The sequence below is a fragment of the Aquimarina sp. AD1 genome, from assembly GCF_003443695.1.
Taxonomy (GTDB): Bacteria; Bacteroidota; Bacteroidia; order Flavobacteriales; family Flavobacteriaceae; genus Aquimarina; species Aquimarina latercula.
On record NZ_CP031966.1, the window covers coordinates 995,599 to 1,018,341 of the forward strand.

Sequence of the window (22,743 nt, forward strand, 5' to 3'; positions counted from 1 at the left end):
GAATATAAATAAAAACTTTAATAGCCTGTTATATCTATATATTTGCACCGAAAACATACATTTTTAATATACAAGTGAAAAATAAGGGTAAAATTATTCGTGTAACCACTGTTCCTAGGTCTCTAGGAGGATTACTTCAGGGACAACTAAAGTTTATGTCACAATATTATGAAGTGATCGGTGTTTCTAGCAAGGATGAAAATATTTTAGATAGAGTAGCGAAACAAGAAGGAATAGAGGTAATTCCTATTGAAATGACTCGTAAAATCACTCCTATTCAGGATCTAAAAGCGGTTTATAAATTGTACAAAGTTTTTAGAAAAGAAAAGCCTGATATTGTTCATAGTCATACTCCTAAAGCTGGTACGCTATCTATGTTGGCAGCAAGATTGGCTGGAGTTAAACATAGATTACATACTATTGCTGGATTACCATTGTTAGAAGCAACAGGTTCTAAAAGATTGTTATTAGATACGGTAGAAAAAATGACCTACGCCTGTGCAACAATGATATATCCTAATTCTTTTGGTCTTAATGATATCATTTTAGAAAATAAATATACCGGAGCAAAAAAATTAAAGGTAATTGGAGAGGGAAGCTCTAATGGTATAGATACAGCTCATTTTGATCCTTCGAAATATACAGATCAAGATAACGCAAAATTACGTAAAGAGCTTGGTATTGATGATAAGGATTTTGTTTTTGTATTTGTTGGAAGATTTGTAAAAGATAAAGGGATTAATGAGTTGATTACTTCTTTTATGAAGTTAAATACCGAAAATAAGCAAACAAAATTATTGCTTGTAGGAACGTATGAGAGAGATCTTGATCCACTATTACCAGAAACAGAAAATGAGATTGATAATAATCCTAATATTATTTCTGTTGGTTGGCAAAATGATGTTAGACCGTTTTTTTCGATATCTGATGCTTTAGCATTTCCTAGTTATAGAGAGGGTTTTCCTAATGTTGTCATGCAAGCGGGATCTATGGGGTTACCGAGTATTGTTACCAATATCAACGGTTGTAACGAAATTGTTTCAGAAGGTGTAAATGGTACTATTATACCAGTTAAAAGTTCTGAAGCGCTTTATGGCTCCATGAAGAAGTTTGCATCTGACAAAAAATATGCTGATGAGTTGTCCTTGAAAGCAAGGGACATGATATGCCAACGATATGAACGAAAACATGTTTGGAACGCAATTTTAGAAGAATATCGACAATTGTAGTTTGTTTTTTCTTTAGTTTTTAGAAACAATTTCTTATTTTACCCAAAACAAGAAAAGTAAATAACATCGTCATAATTTAGATTGATAAAATATAGTATTACCCACAATATGTTTTATCTTAATTTCATTTTTTGTACACACAATATCAATATGTGACTTTGATTATTTCGGGGCTTTATTCATAAAGAGTACGTATAGAATATGAGAGTTAACGAAAAGATTAGGAATATTTCTTTTTGGATAGTTGATTTTGTTTCTGGTGGAAAAATTAGAAGACATTATCTTGATATCAAAGATAGTATAGAGAATCCTTCAAAAAAGCCCATAATTGATAAACAATCAAAGTTTTTGCAAGATGTATTAAATCATGCTGTAACATCTACTGTGTTTTATAAGGATATCATTCCAGAAAACCTTGAGAATTTTCCTGTGGTTAATAAAGAAATTGTAAGATCTTCTTATCAGAAAATTCAATCCCAAAAACATAAGAATAGTAAGAAAATAGGGGTGTCTACTAGTGGGTCTACTGGAGCCTCTTTTACGGTATATCAGGATATTAATAAAAAAACTAGAAATACCGCTGATATCATTTATTTTTCTGAGTTGTGTGGGTTTAATATTGGATATAAACTGTTCTATTTGCGTTTTTGGAATATGTTTAAAAAGAAAAATAAACTAGCATCTTTTTTTCAAAATATTACTCCAATTGATGTATTTGATTTATCATCGGACTCTATTAAGGATTTGGTTAATGTTTTAAAGAACGATAAATCAAATAAAGGAATGTTAGGGTATGCGTCATCATTTGATAAAATATGTAAGTATTTAGATACTATAAATTCTACTCCGATTCATTGTAAATTAAGATCTGTAATAGGAATGTCTGAACGTTTAGATCCATTAACTAAAAAGTCAATGAAAAAATATTTTGATGTTGATATGGTATCTAGATATTCTAATGCAGAAAATGGAATGATTGCGCAACAACCTTCCCAGAAAGAATATTTTATCATTAACTGGGCAAGTTATTATGTAGAAATTTTAGATTTCAATAATGATACTAGAGTAACGCCTGGTACATTTGGAAGAATTGTAATTACAGACTTATTTAATTATGATACCCCTATGATTCGATATGATACCGGAGATATTGGTATTATGAATTATATAGAAGATGATAATATAACAAGGTTAGTTTTGACTAAAGTAGAAGGGAGAAAGATGGATATGATACGTAGTACATCTGGAGAGATATTATCCACAAGTATTCTTTTGGTTATTAATAAGTACAAAGAAGTTAAGCAAAGACAAATTATCCAGAAGACAGCAGATCAATATCTTATAAAATTAAAAACTGAGAATAATGTTTTTGAAAAAGAAAATGAGTTTATAAAGGAGTTTAAAGAATATCTGGGAGAAGATGCATTGATAAAATTAGAATACGTCTCAGAAATCCCTTTATTAAACTCTGGTAAACAAAGGGCTATTATCAATGAATTCAGTGCTTAAATAACCTTAAAAACTTAAATATAATCTCGAATTGTTTTTTAATAAAAAGTAGTTAATTTAAGTTAAAAAAGTAAAATATACATTGTATATTTGCCAGCGATTCTAACGATAGAATTATAGATATGATGATCACTGCATTCCCCTTGACAGACATTTATCGTTTATCTATTTTATTTCCCCCGTTTTTTAAGTATAAAAGTATGACATGGAATTTTTTCCATGATTTTTATTGTAGTCATTTTTAACTAGAAAAAAGGTGTATAGGTATTTTTTTAAAAGGGTTTTTGATTTTAGCATTTCTTTGATGCTATTGATATGTATTGGACCTATATTTTTAGTCTTGATAATATTTCTTGCAATAGCAAATAATGGGAAACCATTTTTTGTACAAAAACGTCCTGGTAAATCTGAAAAAATATTTAGTATCATTAAGTTTAAAACTATGAATGATCTAAAGGATCCCGAAGGTAACTTATTACCAGATAATGAACGAATGACGACCGTAGGTACTTTTGTTAGGAAAACATCCCTGGATGAAATTCCACAGTTGATTAATGTGCTAAAAGGTGATATGTCCTTAATTGGTCCTAGACCTTTGATTATTGAGTATTTACCAGTTTATAATGAAACACAGAAAAAAAGACATAATGTAAGACCTGGTATTACAGGTTGGGCACAGGTTAATGGTAGAAATTCCATTACTTGGAAAAAGAAGTTCGAATATGATGTTTGGTATGTTGAGAATTGTAGTTTTTTGTTAGACCTAAGGATATTAGGTCTAACTTTAAAAAAAGTAGTGAAAAAAGAAGATGTTAATTTATCAAAAGAATTAACGTCAGAATGGTTTGATGGAACTAACTAGTTATATTATACTAATAAAAAAATGAGTAAGGATTTACAAGTAATAGGCTTAACAAAAAAAATGTTAAGCGAAGCTATTGATAATAATACTTATTGGAAAAATGATCTAGCGCCATTACCCAAAAGTAAGGCATTATGGTTAGTTGCTAACAATAGAATTCAGGAGGATGATTATTGTGGTGTAATAGGATATGAAGGGGATAAGATGATTTCTTTTATATTTATGTTTCCAGATTTATTGAATGTAAAGAATGGAGATCCTAAAAAAGTATATTGGATGATTTCCTGGTGGGTTCATAAGTCATATAAGGATACCGTATTAGGAACTTATATCTATAATGAAGCCGTGAACCTAACAGGCAAACAGGTTTTAATAAAATCATACGCGGAGAATGTTACTACATTTTATGAAAAACAACCATTTAAAGTAATCGCTTCTAGGTTAAGGCATACCATATTTTTTAGTTTAGATGCTTCTATGTTAATTGGAAGATTTAAGTTTTTAAAATCATTTAAATTTATATTAGACAGATTTGATAGTTTCACTGGATGGGTGATTCGGTCATTAAATACATCAAAATTCAAAAAAAACGTACAAAATCTTTCTTATGAGTATGTGAATCAACTAGATGATGAAACTTGGAGCTTTATACAACCTCTGTTAGATAATGATTTAATTTATAAAAATAAAGAGTATGTTAACTGGCAGATTGACGCAAATCAATACTTACAGACTCCAGTACCCCAAAGACATCCTCATAAATCATTACAAACAGGTATTAGTAATAATATTTATCTTCATAACTTAAAAATTGTTAAAGGAGAAGAAATTATTGGTTTTTTATCATATGTAATTAATTATAATGAGTTTAATATAAAGTATTTTATTGTTAAGGGTGAAGAGAATTATGATGCTTGCGTAGACGCATTGATGGAAAACTTTGTAAAACAAAAAAGAACATTCATATTCACGGATGACACCAAGTTATCCAATACGATTACGAAAAGATATAAGACAATTTTTACGCATAAAGTGACTAAAAAGGGATTAGCGCATGATGACACAAAAATAGACTCAGAGAATTTTTCGATGTTAAACCGAGATGGACATTTTTATTAAACCAATTAGTATAACCGACTACAGATGGAATTCGTAAAACAATTACAAGAATCAATAGAAAAACACGCAGATCACAATGTTTTATGTATTAATGGTGTTTTCTATACGTATAAGGAGTTTGCTTTAGAAATATCTAAAATTAGATTAACGGTCGCAAGCGAGATTGAGGATTCAGAAAAACTTATTGGTTTAGTTACTAATGATGATCTTCAAACATATGCGAGTATAATAGCATTGTGGTTAGAAGGTAAAGCTTACGTACCGGTTAATCCAGAAGTTCCTTTTGAAAGAAATTCAAAAGTTTTTGAACTTACAGAGACTAAATTCGTTTTAGATTCATCAGAAAGTTCGATGTATAATGATTATCAGGTTATTGCTTCTAATCAATTAAAAGATGCCGAAATTAATTTAGAACCTAAGCAATTTTCAGGTGATGAATTAGCATATATTTTATTTACTTCTGGAACTACAGGTTTGCCTAAAGGCGTTCCAATAACGTTTAATAATGTTCAGGCATTGGTGGGAGCAATTGATGCAGAACCAACATTTAATTTAGTTCCATCGGATAGATGTTTGCAGATGTTCGAACTTACTTTTGATTTTTCAGTTGTAACATATTTGTTTCCGCTACTTGCAGGATCTTGCATGTATACAATTCCCAAGGGTGCAATTAAATATTTCTATATTTTTAAGTTAATTAATGAACAAAAACTTACGGTGCTTACAATGGTTCCATCTATAATTAATTATTTGAGACCATATTTTGGAGAGATAAATGCTCCTGATGTTAGGTATTGTAGTTTTGGCGGAGGAGCTTTACATAGTGATATAGCAAAAGAATGGAGTAATTGTCTTCCGAATTGTAAAATATTTAACTATTATGGTCCTACCGAGTTTACCGTGTATAGTGGATTTTATCCATACCATAAGGAAACAGACACTAAATCACATAATGGAATAATAGCCATTGGTACTCCACAAAAAGATACATTGTATCTTGTAGTGGATGAAAAAAATGAACAAGTTGCGATAGGTGAGACTGGAGAACTATGTTTGGGTGGACCACAGATTACACCTGGATATTGGAAAAATGAAGAACGAAATGCGCAAAGTTTTTTTACTAGAGATGAAAACGGAAATAATATAAGATATTATAAAACAGGTGACTTGTGCTTAAAAGATGAAGATGGAGACTTTTTATATGTGGGAAGAGCAGATTTTCAGGTTAAAATAAGAGGTTATAGAGTAGAACTTGCAGAAATCGAATTTCATGCGAAGTATAAATCAGAGAAAAAAGTGAATATGGTAGCGTTAGATATTACCAATTCTCTTGGTAATGCAGAGCTTGGAATTGCTATTGAGTCCGAAGAGTTCGATACTGAATACATTTTTGATTATATGAAGTCAAAAATGCCATCCTATATGATACCTATGCATGTGAGATTTATAAAAGAATTTCCTCATAGTATTAATGGAAAGATTGATAGAAAAGAATTAAAAAAACATTTTAATATAAATTAAACAATTAAAGCAAACAATTGATGAGTAGAGAAGAGATTTTATCTAAGGTAAAAACAGCATTTGTTTCTGTATTAGAACATGAAAATTTCCAACTTTCTAATGAAACCACAGCAAATGATGTAGATGGATGGGAATCTATTACACATATGATGATCATAACCGAAGTAGAAAAAACATTTGATATAAAATTTAAGTTAATGGACTTAATGAATATGAATAATGTTGGAGATTTACTTAATAGTATCGAGTCCGAATTACAAGCGTAAATTAATATGTATAATTCATTTATAAAACGTTTTATAGACTTTACACTTTGTTTTATAGGTGTTTTGATACTATCACCATTGATATTAGTTTTAATTATATTGTTAATGATAGCTAATAATGGTAAGCCATTCTTTTTTCAATCAAGACCTGGTAAAAATGAAAAAATTTTCAAGATTATTAAGTTTAAAAGTATGAATGATAAAAAGGATGAACATGGAGAATTATTGCCTTTTCAAGATAGGATTACAAAAACAGGTAAGTTTATAAGAAAATATTCTTTAGATGAAATACCTCAATTATTTAATGTGATCAAAGGTGATATGAGTTTAATAGGACCTAGACCACTTTTAGTAAAATATTTACCGCTATATAACGATTTTCAGAAAAAAAGACATGACGTACGACCAGGTATAACTGGATGGGCACAAGTAAATGGACGAAACGCGATTTCATGGGATGAGAAATTTAAGCTAGATGTTTGGTATACTGAGAATAGAAGCTTTAAACTTGATTTAAAGATTATTTTTATGACAGCAAAGAAAGTTCTGTTCAAGGAAGATATAAACAGCGGAGAAAATGTAAATATGCCTACTTTTACAGGTAACAATTAACCAAAAGGATTAAAAAACCACTAAAAACTATATTTTAAAAATTGAAAAATGCTGTAATAATAGGAGCAGGTACGCAAGGTCAGGTATACGCTTCGTACCTTAAAGAAGCAGGAGTTAATATTGTCGGTTTTATCGATGATAATCCTGATCTTGTAGGTAAAGATGTTATTAATATACCTGTTATTGGTAGATATAAGGATTTATTTTTAGATGAATTTAAAAATAAAATTCAAGATGTATATTGCCCTATTGGTGTAAATGCGGTAAGAGTAGAATATTTATCTACCTTAAAAAAAGAAGGGTATGGAATACCTGGTTTTTTACATCATACTGTATCTATAGCGCCAGATGTTACTATAGGAGAAGCTGTATATATGCTAGCAGGTAATATTGTGATGCCACATACAACTATTGGTAACTATATAATGATTAATATGGATAGTACTATTGCCCATCATGTAACATTAGAAGATGGAGTTTTTATGTCTTCTGGGGTTAATATAGGTGCTTTAATCAACGTAAGAAAAAATGCTTATGTAGGTATGGGAGTTACTGCTATGACTGGTGTTAAGGAAATAGGGAAAGAAACATTAATAGGGGCAGGAACAGTAATAATTAAAGATGTTCCAGAATATACGACAGTAGTTGGTAATCCAGCTCGCGTAATAAAAACAAAAAAACCATAGTTTATGGATTTTGAAACTAACCACACGGATATCACTTTTATAGGATCTGGTATCTCATCGTCATTTACTATTTTGCATTTTCTTGATCAATTAAAAACAAACCCGATTGATAAGAGAATATCGTTAACAATTATAGATAAATATCCTGAATTTTATACAGGAATACCATATGGTATAAGATCTGGATTTTCGGTCTTATTAATTACTTCTCTAAAGAATTTTTTGCCGGAACCAGAAAGAACTAAGTTTATTGCTTGGCTTAATAATAATAAAGAATGGTTGTTAGAAGAGTTTAGATTGGATGGAGGAGCGTTATCGGCAGAATGGCTTTCTACTCATAAAGACAGGCTTAAAAATAATCAATGGGAAGATTTATTTATTCCTCGACGTTTTTTTGGGAGCTATATTGATCAAAAAATTAAAAGTAACATAAAGGAAGCGCAAGAAAATAATAGTATATCTGTAGATTATATTAATTCTGAAGTAATAGACTTAGATAAAAATGGAGATGAATACACTATAATCCTCCAGGATAATAAAGAAATCGTTTCAGAAAAAGTAATTCTTTCAGTAGGTTCACTACCTACGCTGCAATTATGGAAAAATGAGGACTTAATAACAGATGATAATTTAATCTTTATCAATAACCCTTATAAGCCTTGTTTAAAGGATGTACTTACTAAGCTTGATACTTTTTTAGAAAATCAAGAAACAGAAAAAATAAATGCTTTAATCGTTGGTGCAAATGCCAGTGGATTAGAAATGTTGTATAAATTGAATGATTTAGAAAATCTAAAATCTAAAATCAACAAGTTTACATTGCTTTCAACTCAGGGATTGTCACCAGATTCTGTAGTTGATGAAGAGGGTAAAAAAAGATATTCGCCTAAAAATTTACTTTCTCTTGCTGATCAACAGGATTTAAATGCTAAAGAAATAGCAGAAGCAACATATAGGGATTTAGATATAGCAGACGATATTCATCTGGGAGCAGCATCTACTGTAGATATTATCTCAAGTGCCTTCGGTTCATTATTACAAAAATTGAGTACAGAAGAGCTTAAAAAGTTTGCTTGTTTATATGGTAATGATATTGGCAGAAGACAACGTTGTGCGGGATATCATTATTCTAAAACTATTGATATTCTTAAGAAAGAAAATCGTTTTGAACATATTGCTGGACGATTTATAAATATAAATAAAGGTGATAATAACCAATATTCTTTAGAATATTTAGATACAAAATCAAAAACAAATAAAATCGATAGCGATCCGGTACATATTGTTTTTAATTGTATTGGTGGTACAAATTTAACGGCTTCGGACATACCCACGTTACTAAGCAAAGTTATTGCCAATAAATTATGTGTTCCAAATGAATCTAAGATTGGTTTTGACGTTAATGACGCTTTAGAAGCTTCAGATAATTTACATATTGTAGGTCCATTATTAGCAGGTAATATTTTTGATGGAAAAGCTGTATGGCATGTCGAACATTGTGGCAGAATCATATGGTTATCAAACCTGTTAGCTGGAAAATTGTATAATTATTTTAATCAAAATGTAGTGAGCAGTTAGCACAAGAATCAATCAATAAACGAATTACTAATAAACAACTTTAGCATTGGATAAAAATTACAAAATATTAATAAAAGATCTTGATGATGGCGCAGAAGTTTCGAAGTATAAATCACTTCTTAAAAATGAATGGGATAATAATGTGTACTATTCTATAGAACATTTACGTCATTCAGAGAAAGATTCTGATGAGTTAAGATGTTTTTTGTTTGAAAAAAATGATGTTCCTATTATATTGATGCCATTTGTCTTAAGAAAGATAAAAATTGAAGGAAAGGAATATCCATACAAGGATGTAATTAGTCCTTATGGCTATAGTGGTCCACTTTATAGTGATCAGGTTACTACAGAAGATCTAGCCGAATTTTGGATGCAAGTAGACGGCTGGTATCGTGATAATATGGTTGTAACAGAGTTTATAAGATTTAGTTTAAACGAAAATCATAAGAATTATTCAGGGTCATTAATAGAGACATTATCTAATGTAAAAGGATTATTACTAGATGATTTTGAGGATCAGTGGAATGCATTTTTACCTAAAGTGAGAAATAATTATCGAAAAGCGGTAAATTATAATCTAGACTTCAAGGTGTTTCATAAGGATCAAATTACTAAAGAAACAATAGCGATATTCAATGATATTTATGTAGCTACAATGACGCGAAATAATGCGGATAGTATTTACTTTTTTTCCAGTGCTTATTTTGAGGATTTAATATTATCTAACTTAGACAATTTCTCTATTGTAGTAGTGTATTACGAAGGAATACCAATTTCAGTAGAATTGATAATAAACTATAAGGATATAATTTTCGCTTTTTTAGGAGGTACTAATGCAGAATATTTTAGTTATAGACCTAATGATTTTTTAAGAGTAAAAGTTATAGAATGGGCCGTTAAAAATGGAAAAAAACATTATGTTCTAGGAGGTGGGATGAAGGATGGTGATGGTTTATATAAAAATAAGAAATCTTTATTCCCTAAAGATGAAGATGTGGTATTCTGTACGGGAAGAAAAGTTGTAAATCAAGAGATATACGATCAATTATGTATGTCATCAGATGAAGAATATAAAAATATTAAGAAGGAAGATCTAAAAAAATATTTTTTTCCATTTTATAGATTGAATAATAGATGAAAAAAGAAAGTATAGATTATTTTTTCCAGCTTTTCGAAAAATGTTCAATACCAAAGATATTTTCAGGAATACGTTCGGGAAAAGGTGTGGAGTCTTTGGCTAACCCAGATTTTGATATTACTCTTATAGAAAAACCGAATAGTATACATTCTATTTTTTTTGTTCCAGATTATCTAAGACCAGATTTAGATACTAAGAATTTGATAGTTAAAAAAGTAAGTCAGTTTTTTAAAGGATACGCTATTTTTTTAGATGATTTTGCAAGTGCAGATGCATATATTAAGCATCGTTTTCGGAGTAATGCTAAGGGAATACGAAGAAGAATTAAGAGATTAGAAACGTGTTTTGATATTGAATATAAAACATACTATGGAGCGATAGAAAAGGAAGACTATGATCTTTTTATGGATTGCTTAGAAAAGATGTTGATTAGGAGATTTGAACAACGTAATGATGTTAGTCAGACCTTGTTAAGGTGGGATTATTACAAGAAAATGTATTTTTCATTGATAAATGAAAAAAAAGCTTCTCTATTTGTGGCGTTTGATAACAACCAACCTATCATAGTTTCTTTAAATCATCATTTTCAGAACAGATTATTTAGTGCTATATCATCATATGATATTGATTATTCTAAGTTTAGTTTAGGAAGTGTAGAAATTTATAAAAAATTAGATTGGTTGATAGAAAATGATCATAAATCCTATGAAATGGGGATGGGAGACTTGAGTTATAAGAGAGAATGGTGTAATCACATATACAATTTTGAGCATCAAATCATATACCCTAAAAGATCTATTGTGGGGTTTATTAAAGGAAACATAGAATACACTAAAGTAAAAATTAAGGAATTTGTTTTCAAAGTAGCGTATGTAAAATATAAAGAATACAAGGCAAGGAAAAAGAAAAACCCTGCTGTTCTTGCAAGAGAGTATCAAATTGCCCCTATAGAAGATGTTAATTATAATAAAGAATTAATTGTTGTCGACTATAATACTCAAGAATATAGTTGGTTAAGAAGAATGGTTTTTGATTTTTTGTATACAAGTATCGATAACGTTAAAAATGTGAAAGTTTTACGACTTTCTGAAAAAGAAAATAGTTTTCTAATAGTTGGACAGTCAAAGATGCAAAAGGTTAGTTGTTAGTTTTTTTATTCATCCAATTTGTTGATATAATCACTGATAGCCTTAGCAATTAGACCTCTTCCTTGGTTATTCCAATGTCTATCATATATTAAAGTTGTAGAAGTCGTACTTTTCTCAAAATATGTTGAAAAATCAACGTATTTAAAGTTGTTTTCTTTTAAATAGGAAAGAAAAATAGGGCTTGTTATACTCGAGTCCAAAAGCAATATAAAACGATCTTTATCGTAACCATATTCACTAATTAAACTATTAAAATTTGCTAGATACTTATCTTCTTTCTCCTTTTTGATTCGTAATAACTCATTTTTATCTAGAGGTGGTTTTTTTTGGCTGGTTTTTAGAACGTTCATTAATCGGTATACCAATCTTTGCGGTGGATCCAGGATACCTATACTTTTGCAATAAACCAATAATTTACTTTTTTTAAGAAGTTTATTCATAGGTGATTCTAAGGCTAAACGCCCTGTTACTACTGCATATTTACCTCTCGTTAGATCATTAGAAAATTTGATTCCCAAAATAACCTTATCTATTTTATCGAATTGCTCTTTATAGGCATTGATAAGATGTAACTGATCGGCAAAATCATATCCAGCATAGCCGTATTCATAAACTTCAATATTAGGTATAGAATTTTCAATTTTTTTTCCAATCGAATTGTAATAATTTTGATGAAACCCTTCAATAAAAGAATCTCCGACTAGGGCAATTTCAATTTTATTTCTAGTTGGGGTAAACTCTCTGTAGGAATTATATCCTGATTTATTTATATGGTATTCGGAGAAATTTTGTTTTCTGTTTCCTGTAACTGAAAACCCACTTTGATTGGGAACCCATTTTTCTACTTTGTATTCATCCAAAAATCGAGTTGGGGTATCCTTCGCTAGATGAAAACAGCGAACTAACAACTCCAATGATATTAATATCAGAAAAAAATAAAAAGTGCTTTTAAGAACAAGTTTTTTCATTTTACTTAGATTATTTAATGACTTTAGAATTGAAAATAAATAAAGGATCGATCTATGTTATCATCAAAGAAAAGTAGCATTCCAAGAATTACTATTGTATAGATTACAAATCGAATAATTTTTGATTTAAACTTAAATGGAGATCTTTCATCTCTCCTAATTCTAAATTCGTATATAATAAAGATTACTAAAAGTATAAAATAATCTATCATACGATAGCCTAAAGGGTGTTCATATATTTCAAAATAAAAATTAGTATATAACTGTTTTAGAAAACCAAAAGCGTCCGTAATTGATTCCGATCTAAAGAATACTCTAGAGAAGGTTACAAGAGAGAAGGTTAGAAGCATTTGGCATATTTCTTTTATTGAAGGAAACCATCTGTTTTCTGCAACTACGTTGTTCATGTATATTCTATTGCGTCCCATAAGAAAAACAGGGATGTATAAAACAGCATGAATGGTTCCCCAAACTATAAAGGTCCAATTCGCTCCGTGCCAAAAACCACTAACTAAGAAAATTATACAAATATTTCTTATAGATTTTAACTTACTAACTCTACTACCACCAAGCGGGATATATACATAATGTCTGAACCAAGTGGATAGAGATACATGCCATCTTTGCCAATATTCGGCCATGTTTCTAGAAAAGTTTGGAAACTTGAAATTTGACATTAATTCAATTCCGAATAATTTTGAAGTACCTATTGCAATATCAGAGTATCCACTAAAATCACCATATACCTGGAAACTAAATAAGGTAACTCCAAGTATAAGTGTTGAGGCTGGATAATCATGATAATTAGCAAAAATATCATCCACTATCGGAGCGATAGAATCAGCAATAACTACTTTTTTAAAGAGTCCCCAGAGAATTAATTTTAATCCTTCTTTACATTGTACGTAATTAAACGTTCTTTTTACCGTAATCTGAGACAGTAAATTGGATGCTCTTTCGATTGGACCAGCCACAAGTTGAGGGAAAAAACTAACAAACGTTGCAAATGAAATAAAATCTTTAGTTGGACTTAATCTTTTATAATAAATGTCTAATGAATAAGACATTGTTTGGAATGTGTAGAATGATATTCCTACCGGAAGTATAATTTTTAAAGTCCAAGAACTTTGTATTTCGTATCCAAAAATAGTAACAAAATCAATCCAAGAATCGATAAAGAAATTATAATATTTAAAAAAACCTAAAAGGCAAATATTAAAAATAACACTAACCCATAACCACCTTTTTCTAAGATAATTAGATTCGTTTTTATGAATAAATTGACCAACGATATAATCAATAATTGTACTAGCTAAAATTAGAAACAGGAAACGCCAGTCCCACATTCCATAGAACACATAACTAGCCATCAGAATAAAACAATTCTGAAGTTTTAAGTTTTTACTAAATAATGACCAGTAAATTATAAACACTACTGGCAAAAAGATGAAAAAATCTAAAGAATTAAATAACATGAATAATCATTAATATAAAATTCGGGGGGATTTGTTTTATTACAATTTGGTGATTTCTTTTTTTGAAGCGTGTAAATTTTATTTAATTAATTTAATAAATCAAGAATTATCTACTTTTTTTTATAATTCCATTTTTAATGGGATTATTTCTTTCGTATTTAATAACTAGGGTAGGGGAAAAACCCTGTTAAGAAACAGGCAATTTCCTCATTAGTTTGTCAAAATTTACCAGTATAATTGCATAGAATATCCAAAACAGCATAAGTAAGAAATTACTGATAAATTATTTTATAAAATTTGTTTAAAAAATGTTAAAAGTGCTGTTGTTAGGTAGTTTAGAGAATACTGAATTATTTTTTGTAAGTTTTTACGGATATTATACGTAGGAATATATAGTAATTTTCTTACGGTAAACCCCTTGTTTTAGATGTAATTACAAACTAGCTATGCTGTTAAACGCATTTTTTAAGTATTCCATCTAAAATATGAGTTTTTCTAATGATATTTAATGTAACTAAACTATTTTAGCATTGGTTAAAGCAAGTAAGAGAAAAATACAAGTTGGAAGTACTACCCCCTTCTTCCTAAAATTTTTAGAGTATTAATAAAGAAATTGATGATTACGGCATATATGTTGTAATTGTTGAGGATAAATTATTGTTCATTAATTAATGGGGAAAATTATGAATGCAGTAGAGTCCAAGAAGATATGGCTTTCTTCACCACATATGGGGGGAACGGAGCAAAGCTATGTAAAACAAGCGTTTGATACTAATTGGGTAGCCCCTTTAGGTCCAAATGTTGATGGTTTTGAAAATGACATTGAGAATTATCTCGGAGAAAGTAGTAATGTAGCAGCGCTTAGTTCGGGGACAGCAGCTCTACATTTAGGACTTAAACTTTTGGGAGTTACTTTAGGAGATGAAGTATTATGTCAGAGTATGACATTTGCCGCTTCAGCAAATCCGATAGTATATCTTGGTGCAAATCCTGTTTTTATAGATAGCGAAGAACAAACTTGGAATATTTGTCCTGAGCAACTAGAATTAGCTATAAAAGACAGAATAGCAAAAAAAGGTAAAAAGCCAAAAGCTATTATTGCAGTACATTTATATGGTATGCCATATAAAGTAGAAGCGATACATAAAATAGCTTCGAAATATAGTATTCCTGTTTTGGAAGATAGCGCAGAATCTTTAGGAAGTTCTTATCACAATGTTAAATGTGGAACCTTTGGAGATATTGCGATTCTTTCATTTAACGGGAATAAAATAATTACCACTTCTGGTGGAGGTGCATTAATAGCAAAAAAACCTGAACTTAAAAACAAAGCAATTTTTCTTGCTACACAAGCAAGAGATAATGCTTCACATTATGAACATACGGAAATCGGTCACAATTATAGAATGAGTAATATCATTGCAGGAATTGGAAGGGGACAGATGGAAGTATTGGACAAACACGTTACTAATAGACGGAGTAATTTTAATTTTTATAAAGAAAACCTAATTGATTTCGAAGAAATTAAATTTCTAGAAGAACCATCAGGTTTTTATTCTAACAGATGGCTATCATGTATAACGACTGTTTCTTATGAAATGAGAGAAGAGTTAAGGTTAGCTTTAGCAAAAGAAAATATAGAATCCCGACCACTATGGAAACCCATGCATCTACAACCTGTTTTTGCAGATTGTGATGTCTACCTCAATGGAATTTCTGATGACCTATTTGATCGAGGACTTTGCCTACCCAGCGGGTCTAATCTTGAAGAAGAAGATTTATTTAGAATTGTATCGGTAATTAAAAAAGTATTGAGATGATTAAGGATTACATAATTAATAACTCGCATAAGCATGCATCTAAATGGCTTGTATTATCTATTGATATTGCAATAACTATTTTTAATTTCTTTTTGGCATACGTAGTTAGATTTGGTATTACATTTGATTTTGATCTAACTAATTTCATATATCAAGTTCCGGTTATGACCGTGTTAGCTGGGATTAGTTTCTTATTAATTGGATCGTATAAAGGTGTGGTAAGACATACTGGGATGAGAGATGCTTATAATCTGTTCTTAGCTGTTACCGTATTAATTTCGTTAAGCGGTGCTTTAATGGTTTCTAGTAGATTATCATTGATGCCAGAGCTTTTAAATATTCCGGTATCAATTATATGTGTGCATTATTTGTTAAATATTATTACGCTTACAACGAGTCGTTTGATATTTAAATATTGTTACTTATATGTAAAATCAAAATTAGGAGATTCTTCAAGAGTAATGATTTATGGAGCCGGTGATTCTGGTTTGATAACATTGGCTGCAATTACAAATGATTCTCATAAATCTGTAACTGTAGTTGGATTTATTGATGATAACCCACAAAAGGTTGGAAAAACAATTAATGGAATAAAAGTATATCGTTCTGAAGCAATTACTCAAAGTTATATTACAAAACATAATATTACAGAAATAGTTGTTTCAATTCCTCATATAGACAAGCATCGTTTATCTAAAATATCAGATAATTTGCTGAAGTTATCTGTAAAAGTTAAGATTATACCTGCAATAAATGATTGGATTGATGGTAAACTAAATGTTTCTCAAATAAAACAAATACAAATTGAGGATTTATTGGATAGAGCTCCGATCGCATTAGAAAATCAAAATATTAAAAGAGAGCTTGATAATAAGATTGTTTTAATAACAGGTGCGGCAGGATCTATTGGTAGTGAAATCGTTAGACAGGCTTCATTTTATACATATAAACATTTGGTATTAGTTGATCAAGCAGAATCACCATTGTATGATCTTCAACAGGAATTATTAAGCAAAGGTGTTACTAATTTTACGCCAATTGTAGCTGACATAAGAGATCACCAACGTATAGAAACAATATTTGACAGGTTTAAACCGAATATGGTATTCCATGCAGCTGCATATAAACATGTGCCTTTAATGGAAAACAATCCCTGTGAGGCAATTAAAATTAATGTTTTAGGAACTAGGAAGTTAGCTGATCTTTCTTCAGAATATGGAGTAGATAAGTTTGTTTTTGTTTCTACAGATAAAGCTGTTAATCCTACAAATGTAATGGGTGCTACAAAAAGAGTGGCCGAAATGTATATCAAGTGTTTACATAGAACAAGTAAAACTAAATTTATTACCACGAGATTTGGAAATGTTTTAGGTTCTAACGGTTCAGTGATTCCTTTGTTTAAAAAACAAATTGATAAAGGAGGACCACTTACAGTAACTCATAAAGATGTTACACGTTTCTTTATGACAATTCCAGAAGCATCTCAGTTGGTAATTGAAGCGGGTACTATGGGTAATGGAGGTGAGATTTTCATCTTTGACATGGGGGAGTCTGTTAAAATATTTGATCTAGCTAAAAAAATGATCAGGTTATCAGGACTTAATTATCCAAATGATATTGACATTGAAATTACTGGATTAAGACCAGGTGAAAAGTTATACGAAGAACTTTTAGCAGATACAGAAAATACGTTACCTACATACCATAAAAAAATAATGATAAGTAAGCACGATGATGAGGATTGTCCTTTAATAATGGATAAGATTGATGATTTGTGTATTATGAATTTATTTAATCAAGATCATAAAATCGTAGGAAAACTTAAAGAAATTGTTCCTGAGTTCATTTCTAAGAATTCTACTTTCGAAAGTATCGATATCGAAAACAACGAAACTAATAACAATGTACAAAAGGTATTAGTTTAGTCTTCTTTTTAAAATAGTAGCTATAAACAAGAATATTATTATACTTTTGTTTATAGATCAAAATGCCCTAAAGAATTTAAAATATGCATTCAATCAAGTTTTTACTTTTATTAGTAGTATCATCATTTGTTTTTTCTTGCAAAACACCTACTGATGTTGTCTATTTTCAAGAATCGAAAGATTTAGAAAAAATTAAATCTACGAATTCATTTACACCAGTTTTTAAGGTGGATGACGTAGTAAGTATTTTAGTTTCTGCAACCGATATGGATGCTGCAAGACCTTTTAATTTAATGCAAGGAGCTAGTTTACCTTCTCCTTCTGGTGATAGTGCAGGATCATCTGCTGCAAGTGGAGGCGTAGAACCTACATATTTGATCGATGAAGATGGAAATATTGATTTTCCGGTATTAGGAAAATTAAAAATTTCTGGCTTAACTCGAGTTGAAATTAAGGATATGATAAAGGAGAAACTAAAAATCTATATAAAAGATCCTATAGTAAATGTTAGACTTAAAAACTTTAAAATCACTGTTATAGGCGAGGTTGGACGACCTGGTTCTTTTACAATTCCTAACGAAAGAATTACTATTATCGAAGCTATCGGTTTAGCAGGAGACCTAACTATTATGGGGAAAAGAGGTAATATTATGGTGATTCGAGAAAATGACGGAGTTAATACCTATCATAAAGTAGATCTTACTTCTAAATCTATTTTTGATTCTCCAGTTTATTATTTGGCTCAAAATGATGTGTTATACGTCGAACCTAATGACGCCAGAATAAAGAGTTCTAAAGGACAAGATAAAACAGTTGGAATTGTTTTGAGTGTAATAAGTGTAGGTTTAGCTGCATTAGCACTTATTTTAAGATAGGCAATATATGATTTCTAATAATAATTCCGATAATACTACTGATAACAGCACCTTTATAGATGCTCCTAAGTCAAGTTTCAATTTTAGAGATGAGATTTTAAAGTATGTAAAAAAATGGTATTGGTTTTTACTAAGTGTTGTTGTTTTTGGAACTTTGGCATATTTACATATACGCTATACCATACCGCAATATAATGTGTCTGGTACAATTTTAATTTCTCAGGAGGAGAGTGTTAGTGAATCAGAACTGTCAGCTTTTAAAGATCTTGGTTTACTAGATGATTCTAAGAATAAAATAGAAAATGAGATTCAGATAATAAAATCCAGAACATTGCTTACCAATGTGGTAAATAATTTGAAATTAAATGTTCAATATTTTACCAAAGGTAGGGTTCTTGAATCGGAAAATTATCCTAAATCTTTAATTGAGATTAATTTTTTATCTGCAGATTCTATAGTTCATACAAAATCAAAGAATTTTAGAGTTTTAATTAATTCGCAGACTTCTTTTTCGTTCGTAGATAAAGAAGGACAGAAATTGAGTGATCACTCTTTTGGAAAGACCATTAATACTAGTATTGGAGATATCGTAATAACTCCAAACATTGATGGGATCGAATCAAACAAAGGAAAAGTTATACATATTAAAATAACTCCGGTAAATATTGTAGCTCAGAGTTATAGAAATAAATTATCTGTTATTACGATAGGCAAAGGATCTTCAATCGTAAAATTGTCTTTAAATGATCCAGTAAAGGAAAAGGCAAAAGATATCATCAACAATTTGGTAGAGGAGTATAACAAATCTACTATTGAAAATAAGAAATTGACATCTGCTAGAACAGCTGGTTTTATTAATGAGAGATTAGATCTAATTTCTGGTGACTTGTCTGAAGTGGATGATGAAGCTGCAGGTTATAAATCTAAATTTGGATTGACTAATGATGTGTCTGCACAAACGCAGAGAGTTGCCGATATTGATTCTAGAAATTTACAAGAAATCAATAGATTTGAAACTCAATTAAGAAAAATTGAATCAACCAGACGTTTTGTACTTAGTCAAGATGGTAAATATGATATTTTACCTTCAACACTTGGTTTTGATGATCCTTCGATTACATCAACCGTAGCTCGTTATAATGGATTAATAAGTCAACGAAAAAGATTATTAAAATCTTCTAGTGTACAAAATCCCGTTGTAGTTAATATTGATGAGCAAATTGGTTCACTTAGACAAGGGTTAATTGCTAGTTTAAACGGTGCAAAAAACTCTATTAATATAAGTTTGAATAGTTTAAGAACTCAAGACAAGTATTTTAGTGGTCAATTGTATAATGCGCCACTAAGACAAAAGGAGTTGACTGCTATCGGAAGAGAACAAGGTATAAAAGAACAATTATATTTATATTTATTACAAAAACGAGAAGAAGCCGAGATTACAAGTCATATCACATTATCGAATGCACGTGTAATTGATAAGGCATCTACTTTAGGTTCTTACCCAGTATCACCAAATAAGAAGATGATTTATTTTGGAGCGATATTTTTTGGTTTTGCGTTGCCTTTTTTGACTATCTATTTATTAGATCTATTCAATACTAAGGTAAATTCTAGAGAAGACTTAGAAAGATCGTTATCTATGCCAATTTTAGGAGCTATACCAAAAACTAAAAGTAAGAAAAGTAAGATTGTGGTTTCTAGAAATAGCCGATCATCTATTGCAGAGGCCTTCAGAATTCTTAGGACAAATTTAGGTTTCTTAATGGCAGGTACGCATAAGGAAACGGGTAAAATTATTTTTGTTACTTCTACAATTTCTGGAGAAGGGAAGACCTTAGTTTCTTCTAATCTTGCAAAAACATTGGCAATATCAGGAAAAAAAGTGGCATATTTAGGAACTGACTTTCGTGATCCAAAGTTTCATAATTTCTTTGAATTACAAAAAGGGAAAGATACTCCTGGATTTACCAATTTTATTATGAATTTGGACATTAAACCAGAAGATGTTGTTTATGAACAAGGAGAAAATGATCCTCTTTTTGTAGTGCCTTCTGGTGTTATACCTCCTAATCCAGCGGAATTATTGATGAATGATAGAGTGAAAGAAATGTTCGATTATTTAGGAGATAATTATGATTATATAGTTGTAGATACAGCACCAGTAAGTTTGGTAACGGATACTTTATTGATTGGGCATTTTTCTGATTTAAGCATTTACATCGTAAGAGAAAATTATTCAGATAAGAGAATACTTCAAGTTCCAGAAAATTTCTATAGAGAAAAACGTCTTCCTAATATGGCCGTATTACTAAATGCAGCAGGTGATAAAGTAGGATACGGGTACGGTTATGGATATGGAGCAAAAGATTAATTAAAAGATAGATTCTTTTTCATCAATGCCGAAATTTTTTCGGCATTTTTTGGTAAAAAACCTTTTTCAAGAATCTCGAATTGATGATAATTATGAACATCAGAACCAGCAAAATCATAAAAACCTTCAGCTAGTAGTTTTAGCGATTTATTCTTAACCTTTTCTCCGTAAAATCCTGAAATAGAAAGTAAATTGAGTTGAAATAAAAATCCAGATTCCTTTAATTCAATGTATTTATCCATATGGTCTTGATAAAACGAATAACGTTCTGGATGTGCTAAAATAGGAGAGAACCCTGCTAGTTTAATTTCGAAAAGAAGTTCGTTTAAATTAATTGGTGCGCTAAAAGTTGACATTTCAACCAGTATATATTTTTCATGTAGTGGTATAATATCATTTGCTTTAATTCTTTGGTAAAATAAATCATCTAACATATATTCTGCACTAGCTTCTAGTATAATATCAAGATCTAATGTAGATAATACTCGTTTCATTTCTTGATGTTTACTTTTAATTATCTCAGAAGTATTTGGCCATACCTCTTGCATTACATGAGGTGTAGTAATAATTTTTTTTACTCCTAAATTTCTAAATTGTTCAATAATATAAGCAGATTGGTATACAGTCTTGACTCCATCATCTATATTAGGTAATAAATGGGAGTGCATGTCTACATAACCTTGCGGAATGATTTCTTTAAGATTAATTTCTTTCTTTGATAAAAAATGCAACGTGTTCGTTCTTGTTTTGGGGTTAATTAAAGCATTATACTTTAATGTGATGCAAGTATCCCTTAATAGCTTACATCAAGTTACTTACAAAAGTAAAGATTATTAGACGTAAAAAAAACTGCCTAAGAAGTAAAACTTCTTAAACAGTTTTCGGATTATTGAAATATGCTTCTTTTTAGTGTCTTGTAATATCACCAGATCCTGAAACTTTTTTATCTTCTTTTTCAGGATTCCCTTGATAATCAATGTCTCCTGACCCTGTTACACGTGCTTTTAAATAATGAGTAGATGTTAATTTAATATCTCCAGAACCTGTCACAGATGCATCTACATTTTTAGCTTTAAGATCATATGCTCGCACATCCCCAGAACCAGTTACATTTAATTCTAGGTTTTCTGCAGAACCTTTTAGCGTTAAATCACCACTACCAGAGACAGATCCTTCTATTTCCTTAGCTTGTACTTCTAAGCCTACATCTCCTGATCCAGAAACTCTAGTTTCAAAAGATTCGGCCTTTATAGTATCTTTGGAATAAATATCTCCTGATCCAGACAAACTTACTTTCGATATATCTTTAAATGGTACCGTAATAAGTATTATTTTATTTCTACTTGGTTTTAAATAATATTCTTTTTCTACATAGATTTTTAGAACATCACCTTCTACCTCAGTGATTACGTGAGGAATTAGATTACTTTCCGCTTCAATTTTAATATTACCTTCGGTTCCAGCAACTAAAGCGACATCTAAACTACCTTTTAGTTTTACTTGATCGTAGCTTGATAAATTTCTGGTTTTGGTTACTACATTACCATTTCCTTCTATTTTTTTTCCTTTTCCCCACCATTGTGCATTTACGGATGTTATACTGCATAATGCTAAGCCTAAAATGATTGTTACTGTTCTCAT

General features: G+C 30.2%; 19 protein-coding genes. 15 read left to right on the forward strand and 4 right to left on the reverse strand.

The features are described from left to right. Positions 1-74: 74 nt before the first annotated feature. From D1815_RS04510 to D1815_RS04560, 11 genes are all read left to right on the forward strand, one after another. Positions 75-1,229: a glycosyltransferase family 4 protein gene (locus D1815_RS04510; protein WP_233557680.1), complete on the forward strand. Its 1,155-nt coding sequence runs from the start codon at positions 75-77 to the stop codon at positions 1,227-1,229. 201 nt (positions 1,230-1,430) lie between these two features. Beyond that, positions 1,431-2,738, forward strand: coding sequence for a phenylacetate--CoA ligase family protein (locus tag D1815_RS04515; RefSeq protein ID WP_118386082.1), 1,308 nt, complete (start codon positions 1,431-1,433; stop codon positions 2,736-2,738). A gap of 256 nt (positions 2,739-2,994) precedes the next feature. Beyond that, positions 2,995-3,600, forward strand: a complete 606-nt coding sequence (locus D1815_RS04520; protein ID WP_118386084.1) for a sugar transferase — start codon at positions 2,995-2,997, stop codon at positions 3,598-3,600. 21 nt (positions 3,601-3,621) lie between these two features. After that, a complete protein-coding gene (locus tag D1815_RS04525) occupies positions 3,622-4,719 on the forward strand; it encodes a hypothetical protein (protein WP_118386085.1) in 1,098 nt (365 codons plus the stop codon). A 24-nt stretch (positions 4,720-4,743) separates the two neighbouring features. After that, a complete protein-coding gene (locus D1815_RS04530) occupies positions 4,744-6,240 on the forward strand; it encodes an AMP-binding protein (RefSeq protein WP_118386087.1) in 1,497 nt (498 codons plus the stop codon). Positions 6,241-6,260: 20 nt separating this feature from the next. Continuing rightward, complete coding sequence (locus tag D1815_RS04535) at positions 6,261-6,506, forward strand: acyl carrier protein (RefSeq protein ID WP_027391611.1); 246 nt, start codon at positions 6,261-6,263, stop codon at positions 6,504-6,506. Positions 6,507-6,512: 6 nt separating this feature from the next. After that, positions 6,513-7,118: a sugar transferase gene (locus D1815_RS04540; RefSeq protein WP_118386089.1), complete on the forward strand. Its 606-nt coding sequence runs from the start codon at positions 6,513-6,515 to the stop codon at positions 7,116-7,118. A gap of 41 nt (positions 7,119-7,159) precedes the next feature. Next, entirely contained in the window at positions 7,160-7,804 is a 645-nt protein-coding gene (locus D1815_RS04545) for a NeuD/PglB/VioB family sugar acetyltransferase (RefSeq protein ID WP_027391609.1), read from the forward strand. Between the two features lie 3 nt (positions 7,805-7,807). Next, positions 7,808-9,382, forward strand: coding sequence for an FAD/NAD(P)-binding protein (locus D1815_RS04550; RefSeq protein WP_118386091.1), 1,575 nt, complete (start codon positions 7,808-7,810; stop codon positions 9,380-9,382). A gap of 46 nt (positions 9,383-9,428) precedes the next feature. Then, positions 9,429-10,520, forward strand: coding sequence for a GNAT family N-acetyltransferase (locus D1815_RS04555; RefSeq protein WP_118386093.1), 1,092 nt, complete (start codon positions 9,429-9,431; stop codon positions 10,518-10,520). Continuing rightward, entirely contained in the window at positions 10,517-11,668 is a 1,152-nt protein-coding gene (locus tag D1815_RS04560) for a GNAT family N-acetyltransferase (RefSeq protein ID WP_027391606.1), read from the forward strand. The genes D1815_RS04555 and D1815_RS04560 overlap by 4 nt, the downstream gene beginning before the upstream one ends. A 5-nt stretch (positions 11,669-11,673) precedes the next feature. Here D1815_RS04560 and D1815_RS04565 read toward each other — a convergent pair whose 3' ends face one another. Continuing rightward, complete coding sequence (locus D1815_RS04565) at positions 11,674-12,636, reverse strand: hypothetical protein (protein ID WP_118386095.1); 963 nt, start codon at positions 12,634-12,636, stop codon at positions 11,674-11,676. 23 nt (positions 12,637-12,659) lie between these two features. After that, positions 12,660-14,111, reverse strand: a complete 1,452-nt coding sequence (locus tag D1815_RS04570; protein ID WP_118386097.1) for an MBOAT family protein — start codon at positions 14,109-14,111, stop codon at positions 12,660-12,662. Positions 14,112-14,794: 683 nt separating this feature from the next. Here D1815_RS04570 and D1815_RS04575 point away from each other — a divergent pair. From D1815_RS04575 to D1815_RS04590, 4 genes are all read left to right on the forward strand, one after another. Continuing rightward, on the forward strand, positions 14,795-15,931 hold the full coding sequence (locus D1815_RS04575; protein WP_118389868.1) for a DegT/DnrJ/EryC1/StrS aminotransferase family protein: 1,137 nt from the start codon (positions 14,795-14,797) through the stop codon (positions 15,929-15,931). Beyond that, a complete protein-coding gene (locus D1815_RS04580; protein WP_118386099.1) occupies positions 15,928-17,856 on the forward strand; it encodes a nucleoside-diphosphate sugar epimerase/dehydratase in 1,929 nt (642 codons plus the stop codon). The genes D1815_RS04575 and D1815_RS04580 overlap by 4 nt, the downstream gene beginning before the upstream one ends. A gap of 83 nt (positions 17,857-17,939) precedes the next feature. Then, a complete protein-coding gene (locus D1815_RS04585) occupies positions 17,940-18,731 on the forward strand; it encodes a polysaccharide biosynthesis/export family protein (protein WP_118386101.1) in 792 nt (263 codons plus the stop codon). A 7-nt stretch (positions 18,732-18,738) separates the two neighbouring features. Then, complete coding sequence (locus D1815_RS04590) at positions 18,739-21,102, forward strand: tyrosine-protein kinase (protein ID WP_081415533.1); 2,364 nt, start codon at positions 18,739-18,741, stop codon at positions 21,100-21,102. Here the strand turns inward: D1815_RS04590 and D1815_RS04595 are convergent. Together D1815_RS04595 and D1815_RS04600 are read right to left on the reverse strand one after the other, a co-directional pair. Continuing rightward, positions 21,099-21,833 carry a tyrosine-protein phosphatase gene (locus tag D1815_RS04595; RefSeq protein WP_118386103.1) on the reverse strand — a complete coding sequence of 245 codons (735 nt, stop codon included), beginning with the start codon at positions 21,831-21,833 and terminating at the stop codon, positions 21,099-21,101. The genes D1815_RS04590 and D1815_RS04595 overlap by 4 nt on opposite strands. Before the next feature lie 175 nt (positions 21,834-22,008). Further along, positions 22,009-22,743, reverse strand: coding sequence for a head GIN domain-containing protein (locus tag D1815_RS04600; protein ID WP_118386105.1), 735 nt, complete (start codon positions 22,741-22,743; stop codon positions 22,009-22,011).